Origin of the sequence: Leclercia sp. LSNIH3, assembly GCF_002935105.1 — a bacterium.
Classification (GTDB): Bacteria; Pseudomonadota; Gammaproteobacteria; order Enterobacterales; family Enterobacteriaceae; genus Enterobacter; species Enterobacter adecarboxylatus.
Map to the genome: position 1 here is coordinate 3,511,170 of NZ_CP026387.1, position 17,411 is coordinate 3,528,580.

Annotated in this window: 11 protein-coding genes; 4 read left to right on the plus strand and 7 right to left on the minus strand. The window is 59.9% G+C overall.

All coding sequences use genetic code 11. The features are described from left to right. Window positions 1-33: 33 nt before the first annotated feature. The 5 genes from C3F35_RS17120 to C3F35_RS17140 form a co-directional block, all read right to left on the minus strand. The gene (locus C3F35_RS17120) at window positions 34-258 is read right to left on the minus strand and encodes a hypothetical protein (RefSeq protein WP_032613411.1); all 225 of its coding nucleotides are present in this window, start codon (window positions 256-258) and stop codon (window positions 34-36) included. Continuing rightward, a complete protein-coding gene (locus C3F35_RS17125; RefSeq protein ID WP_103792503.1) occupies window positions 242-8,974 on the minus strand; it encodes a two-partner secretion domain-containing protein in 8,733 nt (2,910 codons plus the stop codon). The genes C3F35_RS17120 and C3F35_RS17125 overlap by 17 nt, the downstream gene beginning before the upstream one ends. Next, on the minus strand, window positions 8,967-9,515 hold the full coding sequence (locus C3F35_RS17130) for a toxin-activating lysine-acyltransferase (protein WP_103792502.1): 549 nt from the start codon (window positions 9,513-9,515) through the stop codon (window positions 8,967-8,969). Before C3F35_RS17130 ends, C3F35_RS17125 begins: the two co-directional genes overlap by 8 nt. Beyond that, window positions 9,515-11,194: a ShlB/FhaC/HecB family hemolysin secretion/activation protein gene (locus C3F35_RS17135; protein ID WP_103792501.1), complete on the minus strand. Its 1,680-nt coding sequence runs from the start codon at window positions 11,192-11,194 to the stop codon at window positions 9,515-9,517. Before C3F35_RS17135 ends, C3F35_RS17130 begins: the two co-directional genes overlap by 1 nt. Before the next feature lie 220 nt (window positions 11,195-11,414). Further along, on the minus strand, window positions 11,415-11,807 hold the full coding sequence (locus tag C3F35_RS17140) for a YdeI family stress tolerance OB fold protein (RefSeq protein ID WP_032613403.1): 393 nt from the start codon (window positions 11,805-11,807) through the stop codon (window positions 11,415-11,417). A 142-nt stretch (window positions 11,808-11,949) separates the two neighbouring features. On the opposite strand from C3F35_RS17140, the gene C3F35_RS17145 reads away from it, so the two are divergent. From C3F35_RS17145 to C3F35_RS17160, 4 genes are read left to right on the plus strand one after another with little or no spacing between them, the layout of a single operon-like run. Next, window positions 11,950-12,462: a hypothetical protein gene (locus C3F35_RS17145; RefSeq protein ID WP_103792500.1), complete on the plus strand. Its 513-nt coding sequence runs from the start codon at window positions 11,950-11,952 to the stop codon at window positions 12,460-12,462. Window positions 12,463-12,471: 9 nt separating this feature from the next. Then, on the plus strand, window positions 12,472-12,924 hold the full coding sequence (locus tag C3F35_RS17150) for a DUF421 domain-containing protein (protein WP_032613400.1): 453 nt from the start codon (window positions 12,472-12,474) through the stop codon (window positions 12,922-12,924). Next, a complete protein-coding gene (locus tag C3F35_RS17155) occupies window positions 12,921-13,445 on the plus strand; it encodes a 2-oxo-tetronate isomerase (protein WP_077227772.1) in 525 nt (174 codons plus the stop codon). The genes C3F35_RS17150 and C3F35_RS17155 overlap by 4 nt, the downstream gene beginning before the upstream one ends. A 9-nt stretch (window positions 13,446-13,454) precedes the next feature. Continuing rightward, window positions 13,455-14,441 (plus strand): SDR family oxidoreductase, encoded by a 987-nt coding sequence (locus C3F35_RS17160; RefSeq protein ID WP_103792499.1) that lies wholly within the window; start codon window positions 13,455-13,457, stop codon window positions 14,439-14,441. A gap of 494 nt (window positions 14,442-14,935) precedes the next feature. Here the strand turns inward: C3F35_RS17160 and cydB are convergent, their stop codons facing one another. Next, the gene (gene cydB, locus C3F35_RS17165; protein ID WP_032613386.1) at window positions 14,936-15,946 is read right to left on the minus strand and encodes a cytochrome d ubiquinol oxidase subunit II; all 1,011 of its coding nucleotides are present in this window, start codon (window positions 15,944-15,946) and stop codon (window positions 14,936-14,938) included. Next, window positions 15,946-17,349: a cytochrome ubiquinol oxidase subunit I gene (locus C3F35_RS17170; protein WP_103792498.1), complete on the minus strand. Its 1,404-nt coding sequence runs from the start codon at window positions 17,347-17,349 to the stop codon at window positions 15,946-15,948. The genes cydB and C3F35_RS17170 overlap by 1 nt, the downstream gene beginning before the upstream one ends. Window positions 17,350-17,411 lie beyond the last annotated feature (62 nt).

Genomic DNA, 17,411 nt, shown 5'->3' on the forward strand with positions numbered 1-17,411 from the left:
GAGATGATTCACATTGCAACCTGTCCAGGTCTTTTACCGGTGATAAAAAAACCAGATGATCAAACCTGCAGGCAGCCCCAGCCAGGTTAACTCAAGACATATCAACACATCTTTGAAAGAGAAGGGGAAATCCTCCTTCACATTCCATGCTAATCCCGCACCGACTAAACGGCCAAGGAGCGTCAGAATGAACACAGCCAGACCTATCGCGCAGCACAGGTAAACAAGGTTAATAAACGATTTAGTGCTGTTTTTCATTCTTACTACCGCTCTCTTTCAGCTTATCTGAAACCATACCCGACATCGCAGAGTCCCCTGCGTTACCCAATATTGAAGGTAAAGGGTGTTGTGGTACAGGTTTGGTTATTGTCCAGACGCCTGTTGGAACCCACTCGTACTGTTTTGATACCGGGTTGAATATTTTATCAAACGGCACTTTGATCATGTTCCCTGTAGCGAAACCTGCAGAAGCACCCGCCTTACTCAGTAAAGCTGCGAGCATAGGATCGTCGCCATTGATTTGAGCTTGATAGTAACCACCTGCTGCGTTCCATGTCACGGTTGGGTTATAACCTTTACCCGCGGTGATCGCCCCGATAACCCCAGATCCAATAAGATCGGCAAGTTTGACTTCACCCGTCGTTTTGTACTGAATACCTGCCCCTAAACCGACACCCACGCCCACAGCGATAAGCTGCTCTTTGGTGTTATTTACGGCGTTGGTCAGAATCGCTCGTCCGCCCATGATGATCACCGGCCATGAGGTTGGATCCATCACCACAGACAATACGCGATCCCCTTTGGTGATATTGTCCTGCAGGAATTTCAGGTCCGCGCCATTCAGATAATTCACCAGTGCCGCTGCCGTCGGATCTTTGAGTTTTTCATCCAGGCGGAACTGCCCCGGCTGCGGATCGTTGGCCACGTTGGTAGAGGCCTGGATCAGCTCCTGCCAGGTAACACAGGTCACCCCTCCGCCGGTACAGGCATCCGCAAGCTCTTTGCTCTTCTTATTACTGATTGCCAAATACTTCTCAACCACCTTCATGCAGTCACCGCCGGAGGCTTTACACTCCAGTAGCTCTTTATCTAGCTGACGTGCTTCTGCCGTACTTAGATAGTTATTCTCAACCGTCGTCTTACCCGCCTGCGCTCCCGCTACGGCAGAAGCCGAGCTGTCGCCCACCAGTCCGCCGGACAAGCCCGCCGCCAGCGTTGCCAGCGCAGAGACCGTCTGCTTCTGGGTTTCGTCCAGCTCGTCGGCAGATTTCCCGTACATCTCGGTGGCGATCATCCCCACCAGCTCGCCCGTGGCGGCTCCGGCGGCTCCCGCTAGCGCGTCCTGACCCTGGGCGGCGGCCAGCGCGGCGTTGACCACCGCGTGGGCCGCGACTTTGCCCGCGTCGTTCAGGCCGCTGTAGTGACCAATCACCTCCGCCACGTACGGCGCAGCACCGCCAGCAAGGGCCGCACTGAGATCGCTCCCGGCCAGCCCCTGAACCGCCGCCGTCGCCGCCTGAATCGCCTGCTGATACTGACCGCCGGTGCCAAAGCCCGAGGCGCTGAGCGCGTCGTTGTAGGCCGTCTGGTAGATCTGGCCGTTGATGTCGCTCAGGGTCGCGGTTTTGCCCGGGTTGGCTTTTTCCCACGCGGCTTTCGCCTCCTGCAGGTCCTGTGCATTGACGTGGTTCAGCTTCTCTTTCGCGGCGTTAGTGGCCCGGATGCTGCCCTCGGTGCGGGCAATATCCGCCACCTGATTGCCAATCTCGCCGATCAACTGCGCCTGCTGGAGTCGCTCCTGCTCTTTCTCTTTGTCGAAGATAGGGGAGAGCGTCTGGTTGGCGTGCGCCACGTCGCGGCTGAGCTGATTCACATCCTGAACCTGACGATCCTGGTCGCGGACGATCAGCGTACCGTCCGATACCGCCGCGTGCGTGGTGCTGCTGTCATGCCCGTCGCGGTTCGCGCCCACCAGCAGGCCGTTAGCCATATTCCCGGCAAACTGACTGCCGATGCTGCCCCCGGTGCTCATGCCCACGCTCTGGTGTTCCACTTCGAAATCGGCGCGGTTTTCAATATCGCTAAAGCCGATGGTGCCGGTATCGAGACGGTTTTTATCAGCGGTTGCCGTCGAGCCAATCACCGCCCCGTTGAGCTGGGTATGCTCACCCACGGTCACGTCATAGCCGCCTTTACCGGCGAAGATCCCGGTCTGTTCAACCACCGAGTCGTAGTTGCTGTGCATCTTGTCGCGGCTGACGTTGACGCTGGCCGAGCCGGTCATGGAGCCGATGCTGAAGCTCCCGCCCGCGCTGGCGTTCTGCTGTTTCGAGTCGTAGCGATCGCTGTCCTGCTCGGAGGTGAGCGTCAGGTTGCGGCCAATATCCGCTTTCACGGTTTCGCCGCTCACCTGCGCCCCGGTCAGGGTGGCGTCACGTCCGGTCAGGAGATTCACCTGGCGGCCCGCGTCCACGGTAGTCTCGCTGTGGGTGGTGCCGTTGCCGCTCTCGTTGCCTTTGCCGCGGTTGACGCTGGCGGAGATGTTAAGGCCAAAGCCGCCGGAGCCCACGCCGATGCCAACCCCAACGCTGCCGCCCTTGCTCTCGTTTTTGCCGTCCAGCAGTTGGGTGTTTTGCGCCGAGCGCAGGTACAGATCGCGGTTGGCGGCAAGGGTGATATCGTTGCCCGCCTTCAGCTGGCTGCCTTCCACGGTCAGATCTCCGTCCGTGCCGCGCGCGCCGCTGCCGGTGGCGATCACGCTGAGATCGCGCCCGGCGTTAAGGGTGCTGCCTTGAGCGGTGTTCTGCTCGCTGTACTGGGTCGATTTCGACGACTGGCTGCCGTAAGAGAGGCTAATACCCACCGTGTTGGTGTTAGAGGCATCCGCGCCCATGGCCTGATCCAACCGTCCGGCCTGCGCGGCCTGTACGCCGGCGAGCGCCGCCTTCACGCCCTGCAATGCCTGCAGGCGGCTGCTGCCGGAGGATTTCGCCTGCTGAGAGGCCTCGACGGCGCTGTTCAGCGCGCTGCCGACGGTGCCGGAGAGCGCCAGCGTCAGCCCGGAGGTTTTTTGCTCCACCTCGTGGGTCTGCTGGCTGCGGTTGTTCACCGCCGTGATATCGACGTTTTTACCGCTGAGGGCCATATCCTGACCGGCCACCAAATCGGAGCCGCTCACCGTCAGGCGATCGCCCGCCCGCAGGCTCAGGTCGCCATTGACGCTGCCCACCGTGCTGCCCGCCTGGGTGGCGTCCGCGCCGGTGTCGGTGGTTTTGATGCTCTGGGTGCCGACGCTAAAGCCGATCCCGCCCGAGCTTAACAGCCCCGATTTTTTCTCCTGCTTCTGGTGCAGTTCGTTATTACGTTCGGCCTGGGTCTCGACGCTCAGGTTGTTGCCTGCCAGCAGGGCAACATCGCCCGTACCGGCCACGTTGCTGCCGAGCACGGTGAGATCGTTGCCGGCGGTCAGGTTAACGGTATCGCCGTTCAGCTCACTGCTCTGCACCGTCTGGCGGTCAATCTGGTCGCGGGTGGTCGTGGTGGTTTTCGACAGGAAGCCGTTACCGCCCACCACTTTATGCCGTTCGTCCAGATCCTGCGTATTCTCGCCCGCCGTCAGGGTCAGGTTATTCCCGGCGCTGACGTTCAGCGCCTCGCCAGCGGAGAGGGCGGCGGCGCGGGCGTTGAGATCGTTCCCGGCGGCCAGAGTGACGTCACCTTTACCCGTCACTTCGCTGCCGATGCTATTGGTCTGCCCCTGTTTCAGGCTGTTATCGCCATCCCACACCAGATTATCGCGGCTGGCGGTTTCCACCGTATTCAGGGTCATATCCCGCCCAGCCACCAGCTGCGCTTTGCCGTTCTCGCCGCTGGCGATCACCTGCGCCCCGGTCAGGGTGATATCCCGCCCGGACTGCAACGCCAGCCTGCCGTCGTCGCCCTGGACGTAAATGCCCGAGACGCTGTTGATGGTGGTGCGGGCAAAGCTGTTCTCACCGTTCACGCTGGAAGCGCTGGTGGTGGTGCTGGTGAGGGTGATGTCGCGTCCGGCGCGGGCCAGCACGCTGCTGTCGCCCACGATGGCGCCGCCAATATTGTTAATATCGGTGCGGGCGTTCAGGTTGACGTCTGCCCCCTGGATGGTGCCGGTCTGGTTGGTGATGTTGTCGGCATCCAGCTGCAACACATTGCGCCCGGCAATCGTCCCGCGGTTAAACAGGTCGCCGTTGAGCTTAATGGAGACATTGTTCCCGGCAATCAGCGCCCCGGAGCCGTCGATATCCCCCGGTTTCACTTTGGCGTAGACCTGCGGGACCAGTACGTTTTCCATTGAGCCGTTCGGCATCTTCACCTGGGTGTTAACCAGCCAGACGATATCCCCGGTCAGGAGCGCCATCTGCTCCGGCGTCAGCGCCACGCCGAGCTTCAGGTCATACTGCTTGCCGAAGGTAATGCCGCGATCCATCAGCGCTTTGTACTGCTCTTCGTCGTTGTTATAGCCGTCGAGATAGCGCTGGCCGGTAATGCCAATCACCTGCTCGCGGATCAGGCGCTGCTCGTAGTAGCCGTCGCCCAGCCGCTTAAGGGTATTGTCGCCATCGGCGGTAAAGGCGTCCTGCATGTAGTCGCTGCCGAGCCACTGGCGCTCGTTGGTAAAGCGCGGATCGGTCTCCACCAGATACGGCACCTCCGCCGACGGGTTCACCTTGAACAGGCTGTTGTCCGGCAGGGTGGTATTCGGGCCGATAATGCGGATCGCGCCGTTGGCCGGGGTCACTTCAAACTGCTGCCCGGCAGGCGGGGTCACCGGCTCGCCAGGGGAGACGGTCTGCTGCGGCACAGGTTTCACGCCCGCAGCCTGCCCAATCGCCACGTCCGTTCCCTGCAACACCAGCGGAGTGATGCTGAGATTGCTCCCCTCGACGCTGCCGTTGCTGACCAGCTGGCCCGGTTTCAGGGCGATATCCTGGATGGTGGTTGGCGGGGTGTAGGCCGTGCGATCGCGCCCCTGTTCATCGTCGCCTTTGTGGCGAATACGGTAGTAGTGGGTGACGGTGCCCTCATCGGTGGTGTAACGCTTGCCGGGCACGTCGTCGTTCTGCACGCTGCCCATCTGGTCAATCGCCAGGGTGCCGCCTGCGATCACCTGACTCTTGTCGTTGAACAGCTTGTCGCCGGTCATCAGCAGGTTGCCGCCGGCGAGGATCTTCGCCGGGTCGCTCTCTTTGATGCGCGTTTCGTCGATCGTGCGGGTGTAGTCGTACTGGTTGAAATTGTCATTGCCGTGGCCGGAACGCTCTGGCGTGTTGAGGTTTTTCAGGCCATCGGAGGAGTTGTCATCCACCCACACGCCTTGCTCAGTCGAACTCCAGCGGTTGGTTGAACCCGTGTGCTGGTAGTCGGTCAGATCGTCCTGCGACACCCGCCCCACCTCGGTGGAGAAGTGGTCGTTGATGTTGTTGATCTGCCCGGCGGCAATCGCCATATCCCCGGCGGACTCGATGGTCGAGCTGTGGTTATTGATGGTGCCCGCGCGGCCGGTAACGGCGCCGTTGTCGTCCAGCGCGCCGCCGATGGTCATGCTGCCTGCGCTGTAGATCAGGCCGTGGTCGGCGTTGTTCAGCGTCTGCACGCCGAGGTTCACACGCTCGCGCCCGGCCAGCGTCGCCGCAGTGCCGTTTTCGGCGAGGTTGTTAAAGGTATCCACATTCACGCCCACCGCATCGCCGTAGATCCGCCCGGTGCCGATGTTGGTCAGGGTGTCAGCGTTAATGCGGGTGGTGATCCCGTCGATCAGGCCGGTATTGCGTACCGTGCCGGTGGCCGTCAGGGTGGTGCTCCCTGCGTTGATTTCGCCGCTGGCGAGGTTGGTCAGGTTGGCGCTCTGCACATTGAGGGCACTGCCCGCCATCAGCTGGCCGCTGTTGGTGAGATCCCCGTCGGTGGTGAAGGTCAGGTTGCCGTTGGCGATGGTGGTGCCGGTGTTGTTCACGCCGTTAGCGCTATGGAGATCCATATCCCCCAGCGACAGCAGCTGGCCGCTGGCATCCAGCGACGCCGCGTCTACGTTCAGGGTTTTACCCGCTTTCAGGGTGCCGCCTGCGTTGACCAGATTCAGGCCGCTACCGCTAAGATCCAGGGTGTCACCGGAGGCCAGCGCCCCGGCGCTGTTGTTCAGCACACCGCTGTTATCGATGCTCAGCGTGTTATTCGCCAGGATGCTGCCGCGCTGGTTATCCAGGGCACCGGTATTGAGCGCCAGACTCTGGCCCTCCAGCCCCTGGTTTTCACCGAGCGTGTCGCGGTTAATAACGTTCAGGGCATTGAGGGTCACGCTTTTGCCGCTGCGGATCAGCCCCGAGACGTTCTCTACAGTCCCACGAGCGCTGTCGAGGAGCAGATCGCCCACCGACTGGATCTGCCCGCCGCCGTTTTGCAGGTTCTGGCTGTGCAGGGTGGTATCGGCTTCGCCAATCACCCGCCCGCCGCTGCGGTTATCAAGACGGGTGGCTGCAATATCCGCCGCGTCGCTGGCGGCCAGGGTACCCGCCTGGTTATTGAGGCGGTCTGCCGAGAGGTTCAGCGCCCCCAGGCTGTTAAGGGTACCTGCGCTATTATCGATGGCACTTGAGGTGACGTTCACGCCGTCGCCCTGCACCACGCCTTTATTATTGATGAGCTGCGTGGTGGTCAGGGAGAGGCTCTGCGTCGCCGCCAACTGCCCGGCGGTATTGTTCAGCGTATTGCCGTCAAAGGTGAGGCTGGTACCAGAGAACGTGGTGCCCTGGCTGTTATCCAGCTGGCCGCCGCTCAGGGTCATGGCCCCGACCGATTTCAGCGCGCCGCCGTTATTGCTGAGACTGTCGAAACCGGCGTTCAACGACCGGTTAGCGCCAATCTGGCCGTCGGTATTGTCGATAGCACCCGCGTTCAGGCTAAAGTCGCCTTCGCTTGCCAGCAACCCGCTCTGGTTGTTCAGCGCGCCTGCGCTCAGGCTGAAGTCGCCATTGCTCGCCAGGAAGCCGCTCTGGTTGTTCAGTGCGCCGCTCTCAAGGCTCAGGGAACCCTGAGAGAGCAGGGAGCCGGAACGGTTGTCAAACGCGCCGCCGTTCAGGGCCAGGGTTGCGCCGTCGGCGACAATCACCCCCTGCTGGTTGTTAAGGCTCCCGGCGCTGATGCGCTGGGTTTTTGCCGCCTCGATGCGGCCTTTGGCATTGTTCACCGCCTGCTGGCTTTGGATTTCACCCTCGCCCGTCGCGGCAGAGATTAGCCCCTGCTGGTTGTTCACGGCCCCGGTTTCCAGCCGGGTATTGCCCGCCACCGCCACGATCTTCCCTGCGGTGTTGTCGATTGCCCCGGCCTGCAGCCGGGTATCGCCTGCCACCGCCATAATCTGCCCGGCGGTGTTATCGAGGGTGTCAGCCTTGAGCTGCACGCCGTTCGTCGCGCCAATCTGCCCCTGCTGGTTATTGATGTTGCCCGGCAGATCGACAGTCAGCGCGTTGCTGCCACGCTGGACGATGTTGCCTTTCTGGTTACTGAGGTCGTGGGCGCTGAGGTTAATCGTCTCCGCGCTCAGCGTGCCCCCGGCGTTGTTAAGTAATTTCCCGGTGCGGACGGTCATTTCGTTGGCGTTGACCTTCGCGCTGGCGGTGTTCACATCCCCCGCGCCGCCGTCCAGCAGGAGGCGTTTGCCCTGGGTCTGGCTGCCGCTGACGTCCACGCCCTGGCCACGGACGCTAAGATCCCCGCCCGCCAGGGTTTGCCCGTGGGCGCTCAGCTGGCCGCTGGTGCTGAGTTCCAGATCGCCCGCGTCGGCGAGCTTGCCGTCGCTTTTCACCCCGGCGGCCAGCACGCTCTGCTGGCTCCCGGTGAAGCTTGCCGCATTGACCCGGACATTGCTGGCGGCAGTGATGACCCCGCTGTTGTTCATGTCGCTGGCGGTTTGCAGGCTGGCGCTATCGCTGGCACGCAGGGTGCCGCTGTTCTCAATGCGTCCGTCGGCGGAGAGGGTCACGGTGCCCGCCTGGGCACCGATGGCCCCGGCGTTACGCACCCCGACACCGCTCTCGGTGCCGACCATGCGGATCTTACCGGCATACATGCCGCCGAGGCTGGCCACATCCACCGCCAGCTGTGGACGGGTAGCAGGATCGTCGCTGCCTTTTTCGATGACCTCGTGGGCCGCATCCACCTTGTTGCGCCCGGTGGTGACCTTCAAATCCTTGGCCCACAGCCCGGCGTTAACCTTCACCGAGCGGGCAATGATGTCGGTGTAATCCGCGCCGGAGGTATCCATCCCCGCGCCGTCCACCACCACCTCGCCGCGCTCGACGTTGAAGCCGGTCAGCGCGCCGTCTTTCATCTGCGGCTGGCCGGTGGTGAGGGTGGCGCGGTTGGCGTTAATAAAGCCGCAGCCGCTACAGGTGATGCCCGACGGGTTGGCGATCACCACCTGGGCTTTTTTACCGGCGACTTCGATCATGCCGTTCAGCTTGCTCGGGTCGCGGGAGCTGACCTCGTTGAGGATCACCTTGGCTTCGCCTTTCGCCAGCCACGGGTTGCCCGCCACCATGCCGCCCAGATTGGTCTGCACGTTTTTGTGCGAGTTGTTGAGGATCGCCCCTTTGCTGTCCACGTCGAACTGGGTGTAGTTGTTACGTGATACCCCGGCGCCGGACGGGGTCTGGATGTTGACCTGCGGCGTGCCGTTGGCGCTGTTCACCACCGTCGGCTGCTGATTTTTTGGCGCACCAGCGTCCGCCACGATAGCGGCCTGCGCCGTCTGCACGGCCCCCATCGCCAGCCACAGGCTCAGGCTGATGGCGCTCACCTTGCCGATAAGCTGGCTGTGGGTATGGCCAATGCCGGAAGAACGTGACGAACCGGCGCGGCCGGAGCGGGCGATATCCGCCACCACCATCAGCATGCCGCGCGCTTTGTTGAAGACAATTCGGTACAGGTTCTTATTCATGGTTCGTTCCTTTAAACGCTTCCGGCAGGCTCACGGTGAGCGGGTGATTCTGTTGCCACTCTCTGGCGTGTTGACGGCTGACGTGGCTGCCGTGGAACAGCATCACGCGCTTGCCACGTTCTGCGCCGCGGTGATACAGCGCGCGGCAGACGTGGTCGGGGAAGATATCGCGGCGCATCAGGTTGTACATCGCGGGGGTATGGCCGAAGGGGGCGATCCAGTCGCTGAACCAGATCCGCTCTCCGCTATCCCAGTCTTCTTCTTTCATCTCGATGGCGGGGCGGGTGAGGTAGCGGGCTTCCGCCTCCTCGTTCATGCTGGCCCAGCTGAGGAAAAAGACTGGCCGGTCGTTTTCGCTCACCAGCACGTACTGTTGGCGTTTGATGATCGGCAGCAGCAGGGTGGGCAGGGCATGCAGCGGGGCGTCCCGGTGCATCGGGGAGTGCATCCACAGCCAGACGGTTGCCCCCAGCACTTCGGCCTCGCTCTCCCGGCCGCCGAGGATCAGCGGCGCTTTGATATCCAGATGTCCGACGCGCATCACCAGCTCCAGTTGAGGTTAAAGCCGAGCGTGAGATCGCTGGTTTCAAAGCCGTCCGGCTTCGAGAATGGCGTTCCGGCGAACAGGTCATAGCCGGTGTTGAAGGCGTTGCCGCGCAGGCCCGCTACGCCGCCCGCCAGGTGTTTACCCACCTGCAGATCGGAACTGTAACCGCCCACTTCGCCGTAATCGGCACCCAGATAGAACTCCTGGTTCGGCAGCGGCGTGCGCCAGGCCAGATCGTTACGCACGTACCAGCCGTGGCTGGCGCTCAGGGTGCGCTCGCCGTCAAAGCCGCGCACCGTCCAGCGGTTGCCGATGGCGAACTGATCCTGCGGGGTCAGCGGCGTGTTGCTGATCTGGCGCAGGTACTGCACGTTGTAGCGGAAGTTTTGCGTGCCGATGGCAAACGGCAGATCGAGCTGGCCGCTTATCAGGGTAATTTTGCTGAGCGCAGTCGCATCGCCCCAGAACTCTTCCGGCGCAGGCTGTGCGCCGAACCAGCGGGTGCCGCGCTGATAGCTGATGCCCGCATCCAGCGTGGCCTGGCCGATGTAGTGGCGATGATCCAGCCCGATGCGCCAGCCCGCGGTCTGACGACGCTGGACGCCCACTTCCGTGTCATCGATAAAGTTGCGGGTCTCCCGCGCCAGCACGTCGTAGCTAAAGGTGGTTTTTTGCGAGCCGCTGCGGTGCAGCACGCGGCTGAGCTGGATATCGAGGTTTTTGCTTTTACCGCTGTAGCGATAATCACTGTTCAGCCCGGCGACGGTCTGGTGGTAGTCGTAGTCGCTGCCGGTGACGCCCAGCATCCAGTAGCCAAAGGGCACCGAGTAGTGCGCCGTGTAGTTTTTGCTGCCTTTGCCGCCCTTGTCGTTCAGGTCGTGACTGGCTGAGACATACAGCAGGTCGCTCAGGGAGAAGGGGTTATCCAGCGACAGCGTGACGCCGCCCTGATAGCGCCCGGTGGTTTCGGTCCCGGCATCGTCCAGCGACAGGCCGATACGCCACATTTTGCTCTGCTTACGGGTGATCACCACGTCGCTCTCGCCCGGGTTCTCTCCCGGCAGCAGCTCCATATTGGCCTCTACCGTCGGCAGACGTTGTAAGTTTTCCAGCCCCTGTTCAATATCGCGCAGATCCAGCAGGTTCTCTTCGTGGGCCGGGAAGGCGCTGTACAGCTGGATATAGTCATCGCTCTCTTTGGTGAGCCGCACATGGCGGATGGTGCCCGGCACAATGGTGAGTTTCAACGTTCCGCTTTTCAGATCCTGCGACGGGGCCAGCACGCGGGTGGTGATCCAGCCGTGGTCAACGAGGCGGTTCTGCATCGTGCTCATCAGCAGATTGATCCCTTTGCCGCCCAGACAGCGCCCCTGCGCCTGGTCCGCAATCCGCTGCAGCGGCACCCAGTGGGGCAGGGCTTGCTGGCCGCTCAGTTCGACGCGGTTGATCGGGAAGCAGGGGGATTCCGTCGGAAACGCAATCTTGCCAAAGCCGGATGACGGCTCAGAAAGGCGTACATCGGGAACAGGCGGGGTTAATTGCTGTTCCAGGGCTCTCTGACGCTGCTGCTGAATAATAAATTGATTATCTGGCTCCGCTGCCTGGGCAGGGATCATTAAAGACAGGCCAGAGGCTGACGCTATTATTATGGCGATATTGTGTCGGGCTTTCATCGGCGGATCCGTGCTGTGTAAGCAAAAAGAAGACAATGTGAATTTGTGTAAAATTGTTTAAGTATTGCGAGGGGAAGGAAAGGGGGATTAATCCTAAAGCACAGAATTATCCGAGTTTCAGGCTCCTTAATTCTGGTAGGTTTGCGCCGGGAAAGAATATATCAGGGGTTTCACGTGGATTGCGGGAAATATCCACGTGAAACTTAAGTGAAATTAACGCTTATTTCTGAATGCGGTCAACGCGCACAACCGGAGGCGTTGATTTCTTATCCAGGCTGCCGTTAATGCTGATCATATTATCGGGCTGGACGGTGCGGCCATCAAATACGGCCTTGGGAATTACTGTATCAATGGTGCCGGTTTTATCGCGGAATTTAAATTTATCCCCTTCGCCGCCATCAATGAGATTACCCCGTAAGGAGATCGTGGCGCCATCGTGCATCTCTTTGGCCTGCTCCACGGTCATGATTCTGGCGTCTTCCGCCCCGCGATAGCCATCATCCAGGGAGTGTGGCGCTGGAGGAGCAGTATCTTTTTTAAGTCCACCATTATCTTCGGCATATGCCGTTGAGATTAAAAGACAACACAATAAGGGTGCGACGGTTAATTTCATACTGCCTCCTTAGTTTAACTTGCTTGACAGATTAAGCCTGGTTGCTATTTTTTATTTTGCAAACAAGAACACTCCTAATCAAATTTATCTATAAAAATCATCTGGCTGCATAATATTAATTAACGAGACGGTGAGGTGATATATGGCAAAAGTAAAAGAAAGTTCCCCTCCTTTGCCCGGTGTGAAACAAAACCATACCGCTCTGCAGTTTGAATACGATGCCCGCCGCTTCGGTTTTGTGCTGTTATTGTTGATTATTGCCGCTGCGCTGGCTGGCGTTTTTTCAGGTGGTTATTTTAGCGACGCGAAAAAAATCAACGTCGCCAAGAGTGTGCAGGTGAAATATCAGCGCTTTGGCCGACTGCAAACGCCCCTTGAGCTGAAAATTACGTTGCCCGGTCAAGGCACTGCGCCGCTGACGTTGCGTGTCGGTGGAGAATATATGGCGCGAACGCAAACCGATAATATCTGGCCGCAGCCTGATGAAATGCACAGCGAGGGTGGGGAGCTGGTGCTGGTTTATCAGGAGGCAAAACCACGCAAAGATTTTAACGTCTGGATCTATAACACCCCGGATAAACCCGGTAAGACCGTCACCACCGTCACCGTAAATAATCAGCCGGGTCTCTCTTTCTGGCAATTTATCTACCCGTAGGGGACCAGCATGGAAATGATACTCAGGGCGGTGGCGATTTATCTGATTTTGCTGGTGGTGTTTAAAATCGCCGGAAGGCGGGCGCTGCTGCAAATGACCAGCTTTGATTTAATCCTGTTATTGATAATTAGTGAGGCCACGCAGCAGGCGCTGTTAGGGGATGATTTTTCGGTGACCGGTGCCATGCTAACCATTATTACGCTGGTGGTGATTGATATGCTTTTCGGGCTGGCAAAAAAATACATTTCCGGTGCGGAATCCATGTTCGATGGCTCGCCGGTTATTCTGGTGGTGCACGGTGAATTACAACAAGAGAAATTAAAGAAAGTGGATGTCTCCTGCGACGATATTCTGGTATCGGCCCGACAAAATCACGGCATATATCAGCTGGAGAAAATTAAATACGCAATCCTTGAACGTAATGGGCATATATCGATTATTCCCGAAGAGAGTGAATCATGAAAGAAAATATCTGGAACCAGGCCAAAACCACCAAGGAACTCACCCGCCAGGTGTCAACGGTGTTGACCGACTTAGGCTGGCTGCTTACCACGGCAGAGTCCTGTACCGGTGGCAATGTGGCCTCTGCACTCTGTGCAGAAAAGGATACTGCCTCCTTCTTTGGCACCGGCGTGGTGACCTTTAACAATGAAGCTAAACACAAGGTGTTGGGCGTCAGCAATGCCACGCTTGAAAAGTACACCGCCGTAAGTAGCCAGACGGTGGGCGAAATGGCCGAAGGGGCACTGAAGCTGGCCGATGCGGATGTCAGCATCGCTATCAGCGGTTACGCGGGGCCGGATGGCGGGGAAGATGGTACCCCGGCGGGCACCGTCTGGTTTGGCTGGTGCTTTCGCGGCGAAGTGAACACCGCCGTACAGCACTTTACCGGCGAATGTGAAGATGTGATCGAGAAAGCGGTTCGCTATGCGCTTTCTGAACTGTTGCGGCAGGTTCCGCACTGGAAAAAGCAGTTGCATTAAGGAGAGGCTATGAGTGTGGTGGTAATTACCGGCGCAACGGCTGGGGTAGGGAAAGCAACCGCGCTGCGTTTTGCGGCGGCGGGATACGACGTGGGACTTATCGCCCGCGATGATCATAGTCTTGAGGCCACGCGAGCGGAGGTGGCGAACTATGGCGTCAACTGCCATGCGGTGAGTGTGGATGTGGTGGACGCCACGGCGCTGAGCCAGGCGGCTCAGACCCTGGCCGACCAGTTGGGCGCTATCGACGTGTGGATAAACAACGCCATGTGTACCACTCTGGCGCCGTTTTACAGCATCACCGACGATGAGTTTCGCCGGGTAACGGAGGTGACCTATCTGGGCTGCGTTAACGGCACGCGGGCCGCGATGGAGCATATGATCCCCCGTGACAGCGGGGTGATTATCCAGGTCGGCTCCGCGTTGGCCTACCGCTCCATTCCACTGCAATCGGCCTACTGCGGCGCCAAGGCGGCGATCCGCGGCTTCACCGATGCGCTGCGTACCGAGCTGATGCACGAGCGCAGCGGCGTACACCTGGCGATGGTGCAGATGCCGGGGCTGAACACCCCGCAGTTTGACTGGGCGCGGAACAAGTTTGCTTACAGTATGCGCCCGGTTGCGCCGGTCTTTCAGCCGGAGGTTGCCGCCGAGGCGATTTACGGCGTGGCGCAAAAGCCGGTGCGCGAGCTGTGGGTGGGGCGCAGCACCATCGGGGCGATTGTCGGGCAGTTTCTGTTCCCCGGTCTTCTCGACCGGATGATGGTGAAAAATGCCTGGGAAGGGCAGATGGAGGAGGCGCTCAACCCGCCAGACAGACAGGATAATCTCGCCAACCCGGTCGGCGGCGAGCATCGGATACACGGTCATTTTTCACCGGAGGCCAAATCCCGGGCTGCGGCCATCACCTCCGGCGTGCCGGGTAAAGTGCTGGTGGGTACCGCGGTGGTGACCGGGCTGGTGCTGATCGGTAAGTTGATAGGACGGCGGAAGTAGTGTTACAGGCCGGGTAAGCCTGAGCGCCACCCGGCGATCCCGGCGAAGTACCCCTCAAGGGCAGAAGGATCCTCACAAAAAAGAGCGGCACGGTCAGCCCCCTTTCCTCTTTGGGGAGAGGGTTGGGGTGAGGGGTTCCCTCTCCCTCAAGGGCAGAGGGAGCTGCACAACAATAGTGGCACGGTCAGCCCCCTCCCCCCTTTGGGGAGAGGGTTAGGGTGAGGGGTTACCTCTCCCTCAAGGGCAGAGGGAGCTGCACAAAAATAGTGGCTCGGTCAGCCCCCTCTCCCCTTTGGGGAGAGGGTTGGGGTGAGGGGTTCCCTCTTCCTCAAGAGCAGAGGGATCCGCACAAAAAAGAGCGGCACGGTCGGCCCCCTCTCCTCTTTGGGGAGAGGGTTGGGGTGAGGGGAACATGCGACTCAGGTGGTGGTCCCGTTCACCTTACGTTCTGTACTTCTCTGCCAGCCGCAAGGGAGAGGGCACTTTCATGTGATTTAGTGATAACCCTCGGTATCCGTGACCTTGCCGCGGAACACGTAGTAGCTCCAGGCGGTGTAAACCAGAATCAACGGAATAATCAGCAGCGTTCCCACCAGCATAAACAGCTGGCTCGACGGCGGAGCGGCCGCGTCCCAGATGGTGATGCCCGGCGGGATAATGTTGGGCCACAGGCTAATGCCCAGCCCGCTGAAGCCGAGGAAAATCAGCCCGAGCGTCAGCAGGAAGGGGCGAGCGTGACTGTGCGGGTTTCGGGTGAGCCGCCAGATCAACACTCCACATACGGCCACCAGTATCGGCACCGGCAGGAAGTAGAAGAAGTTAGGCAGCGAGAACCAGCGGTCGGCCACAAACTGCCAGCCGAGCGGCGTCCAGATGCTGACCACCGCCACGACCGCCAGCAGCGCCAGCAGCACATGGCGGGTCAGGTCGCGCATATGGCGCTGTAACGCCCCTTCGCTTTTCATGATAAGCCAGGTGGTGCCCAGCAGGGTATAAGCCACCATCAGCCCCAGCCCGCAGAACAGGTTGAACGGCGTCAGCCAGTCCAGCGCGGAACCGGCAAAACGACGGCCCTCGACGTCGAAACCGTTAATCATCGCCCCCACCACAATGCCCTGGCTGAAGGTCGCCAGCAGCGAACCGGCGGCGAAGGAGATGTCCCAGAAGCCGCGGTGCGACGGCGTGGCTTTAAAACGAAACTCAAAGGCCACGCCGCGGAAGATGAGACCAATCAGCATGGCAGTCAGGGGGATCGTCAGGGCGTCGATAATCACCGCATAGGCCAGCGGGAAGGCACCAAACAGCCCCGCGCCCCCCAACACTAGCCAGGTTTCATTCCCGTCCCACACCGGCGCGACGCTATTGACCATCACGTCACGCGCCTGCGGATCACGCTCAAAGTAGAAGAGCATGCCGATACCCAAATCGAACCCATCCATGATGATGTACATCAGGGTGGCGAAGACGATGATGGCAAACCAGATCACTGAGATATCGACGCCCATTATGGTTTCTCCTCTTCCGGTACCGGTTCTGCCGCCGAGAGCGGACGCGCGGGTCTGCCGTCAGTATTCAGGGAGAGATTGTCGGTAGGCTGCGGTCCTTTCTTAATTAACCGCACCAGGTAGACATACCCCACGCCGAACACCGAGCAGTAGACGACGAAAAACGCTAGCAGACTGATGCTCATCTGCAGAGTACTGTGCAGCGACACCGCATCAATGGTGCGTAGATAGCCATAGACCACCCACGGCTGACGGCCCACTTCGGTGGTGATCCAGCCCGCAAGGATGGCCACCAGTCCGGCTGGCCCCATGCTCAGGGCAAACCAGTGGAACGGACGGGAGTGATACAGCCGGTGGCGATGGCGCAGCCACAGACTGACAACGCCCATCAGGATCATCAGCAGCCCGAGGCCGACCATCACGCGGAATGACCAGAAGACGATCAGCGAGTTGGGTCGCTCATCTTTCGGGAAATCTTTCAGCGCCGGGACCTGCTTATCCAGGCTATGGGTCAGGATCAGGCTGCCGAGCGCCGGGATCTCCAGCCCATATTTGGTACGCTCCTCCTCCATATCCGGCACGCCAAACAGCAGCAGCGGTGTGGCTTCACCCGGTGGGTTCTCCCAGTGGCCCTCTATGGCGGCGATTTTCGCTGGCTGGTGTTCGAGGGTGTTCAGACCGTGCATATCCCCGACGAAGGCCTGAATCGGCGCAACCAGCAGCGCCATCCACAGCGCCATCGAGAACATTTTGCGCACCGCCGGGCTATCGTTACCGCGCAGCAAATGCCAGGCCCCCGAGGCACCCACAAACAGGGCGCTACTGAGGAAAGCGGCAATGGACATATGGATCAGGCGGTAGGGGAAGGAGGGGTTAAAGATGATGGCGAACCAGTCTTCGGGGATCACCTGGCCGTTCTCGATGCTGAAGCCCTGCGGGGTGTGCATCCAGCTATTGGAGGCGAGGATCCAGAAGGTGGACATCAGGGTGCCCAGCGCCACCATGCAGGTGGCAAAAAAGTGCAGGCCTGGCCCGACTTTGTTCCAGCCAAACAGCATCACGCCGAGGAAACCCGCTTCGAGGAAGAAAGCGGTTAAAACTTCATAGGTGAGCAGCGGGCCGGTGATACTCCCGGCAAACTGGGAAAAGCCGCTCCAGTTGGTGCCGAACTGATAGGCCATTACCAGGCCCGAGACCACGCCCATGCCGAAGTTAACGGCGAAGATTTTTAACCAGAAGTGATACAGCGAGCGCCAGACGTCATTTTTCGTCTTCAGCCACATGCCCTCGAGCACCACCAGATAGCTGGCCAGACCGATGGTTAAGGCCGGGAAGATAATGTGAAACGACACTGTGAAGGCGAACTGAAGCCTGGCGAGATGGAACGCATCGAGTTCGAACATCGTACTCTACCCCTGTCAGCGAAATGCCCCGTAAGGAACGGGGCATTGTGGTACAGCATTTT

Bases quoted from the DNA above. Each gene is read 5' to 3' on its own strand.
- C3F35_RS17120 (WP_032613411.1), bottom strand. From the start codon at position 258: ATGAAAAACAGCACTAAATCGTTTATTAACCTTGTTTACCTGTGCTGC.
- C3F35_RS17125 (WP_103792503.1), bottom strand. From the start codon at position 8,974: ATGAATAAGAACCTGTACCGAATTGTCTTCAACAAAGCGCGCGGCATG.
- C3F35_RS17130 (WP_103792502.1), bottom strand. From the start codon at position 9,515: ATGCGCGTCGGACATCTGGATATCAAAGCGCCGCTGATCCTCGGCGGC.
- C3F35_RS17135 (WP_103792501.1), bottom strand. From the start codon at position 11,194: ATGAAAGCCCGACACAATATCGCCATAATAATAGCGTCAGCCTCTGGC.
- C3F35_RS17140 (WP_032613403.1), bottom strand. From the start codon at position 11,807: ATGAAATTAACCGTCGCACCCTTATTGTGTTGTCTTTTAATCTCAACG.
- C3F35_RS17145 (WP_103792500.1), top strand. From the start codon at position 11,950: ATGGCAAAAGTAAAAGAAAGTTCCCCTCCTTTGCCCGGTGTGAAACAA.
- C3F35_RS17150 (WP_032613400.1), top strand. From the start codon at position 12,472: ATGGAAATGATACTCAGGGCGGTGGCGATTTATCTGATTTTGCTGGTG.
- C3F35_RS17155 (WP_077227772.1), top strand. From the start codon at position 12,921: ATGAAAGAAAATATCTGGAACCAGGCCAAAACCACCAAGGAACTCACC.
- C3F35_RS17160 (WP_103792499.1), top strand. From the start codon at position 13,455: ATGAGTGTGGTGGTAATTACCGGCGCAACGGCTGGGGTAGGGAAAGCA.
- cydB (WP_032613386.1), bottom strand. From the start codon at position 15,946: ATGGGCGTCGATATCTCAGTGATCTGGTTTGCCATCATCGTCTTCGCC.
- C3F35_RS17170 (WP_103792498.1), bottom strand. From the start codon at position 17,349: ATGTTCGAACTCGATGCGTTCCATCTCGCCAGGCTTCAGTTCGCCTTC.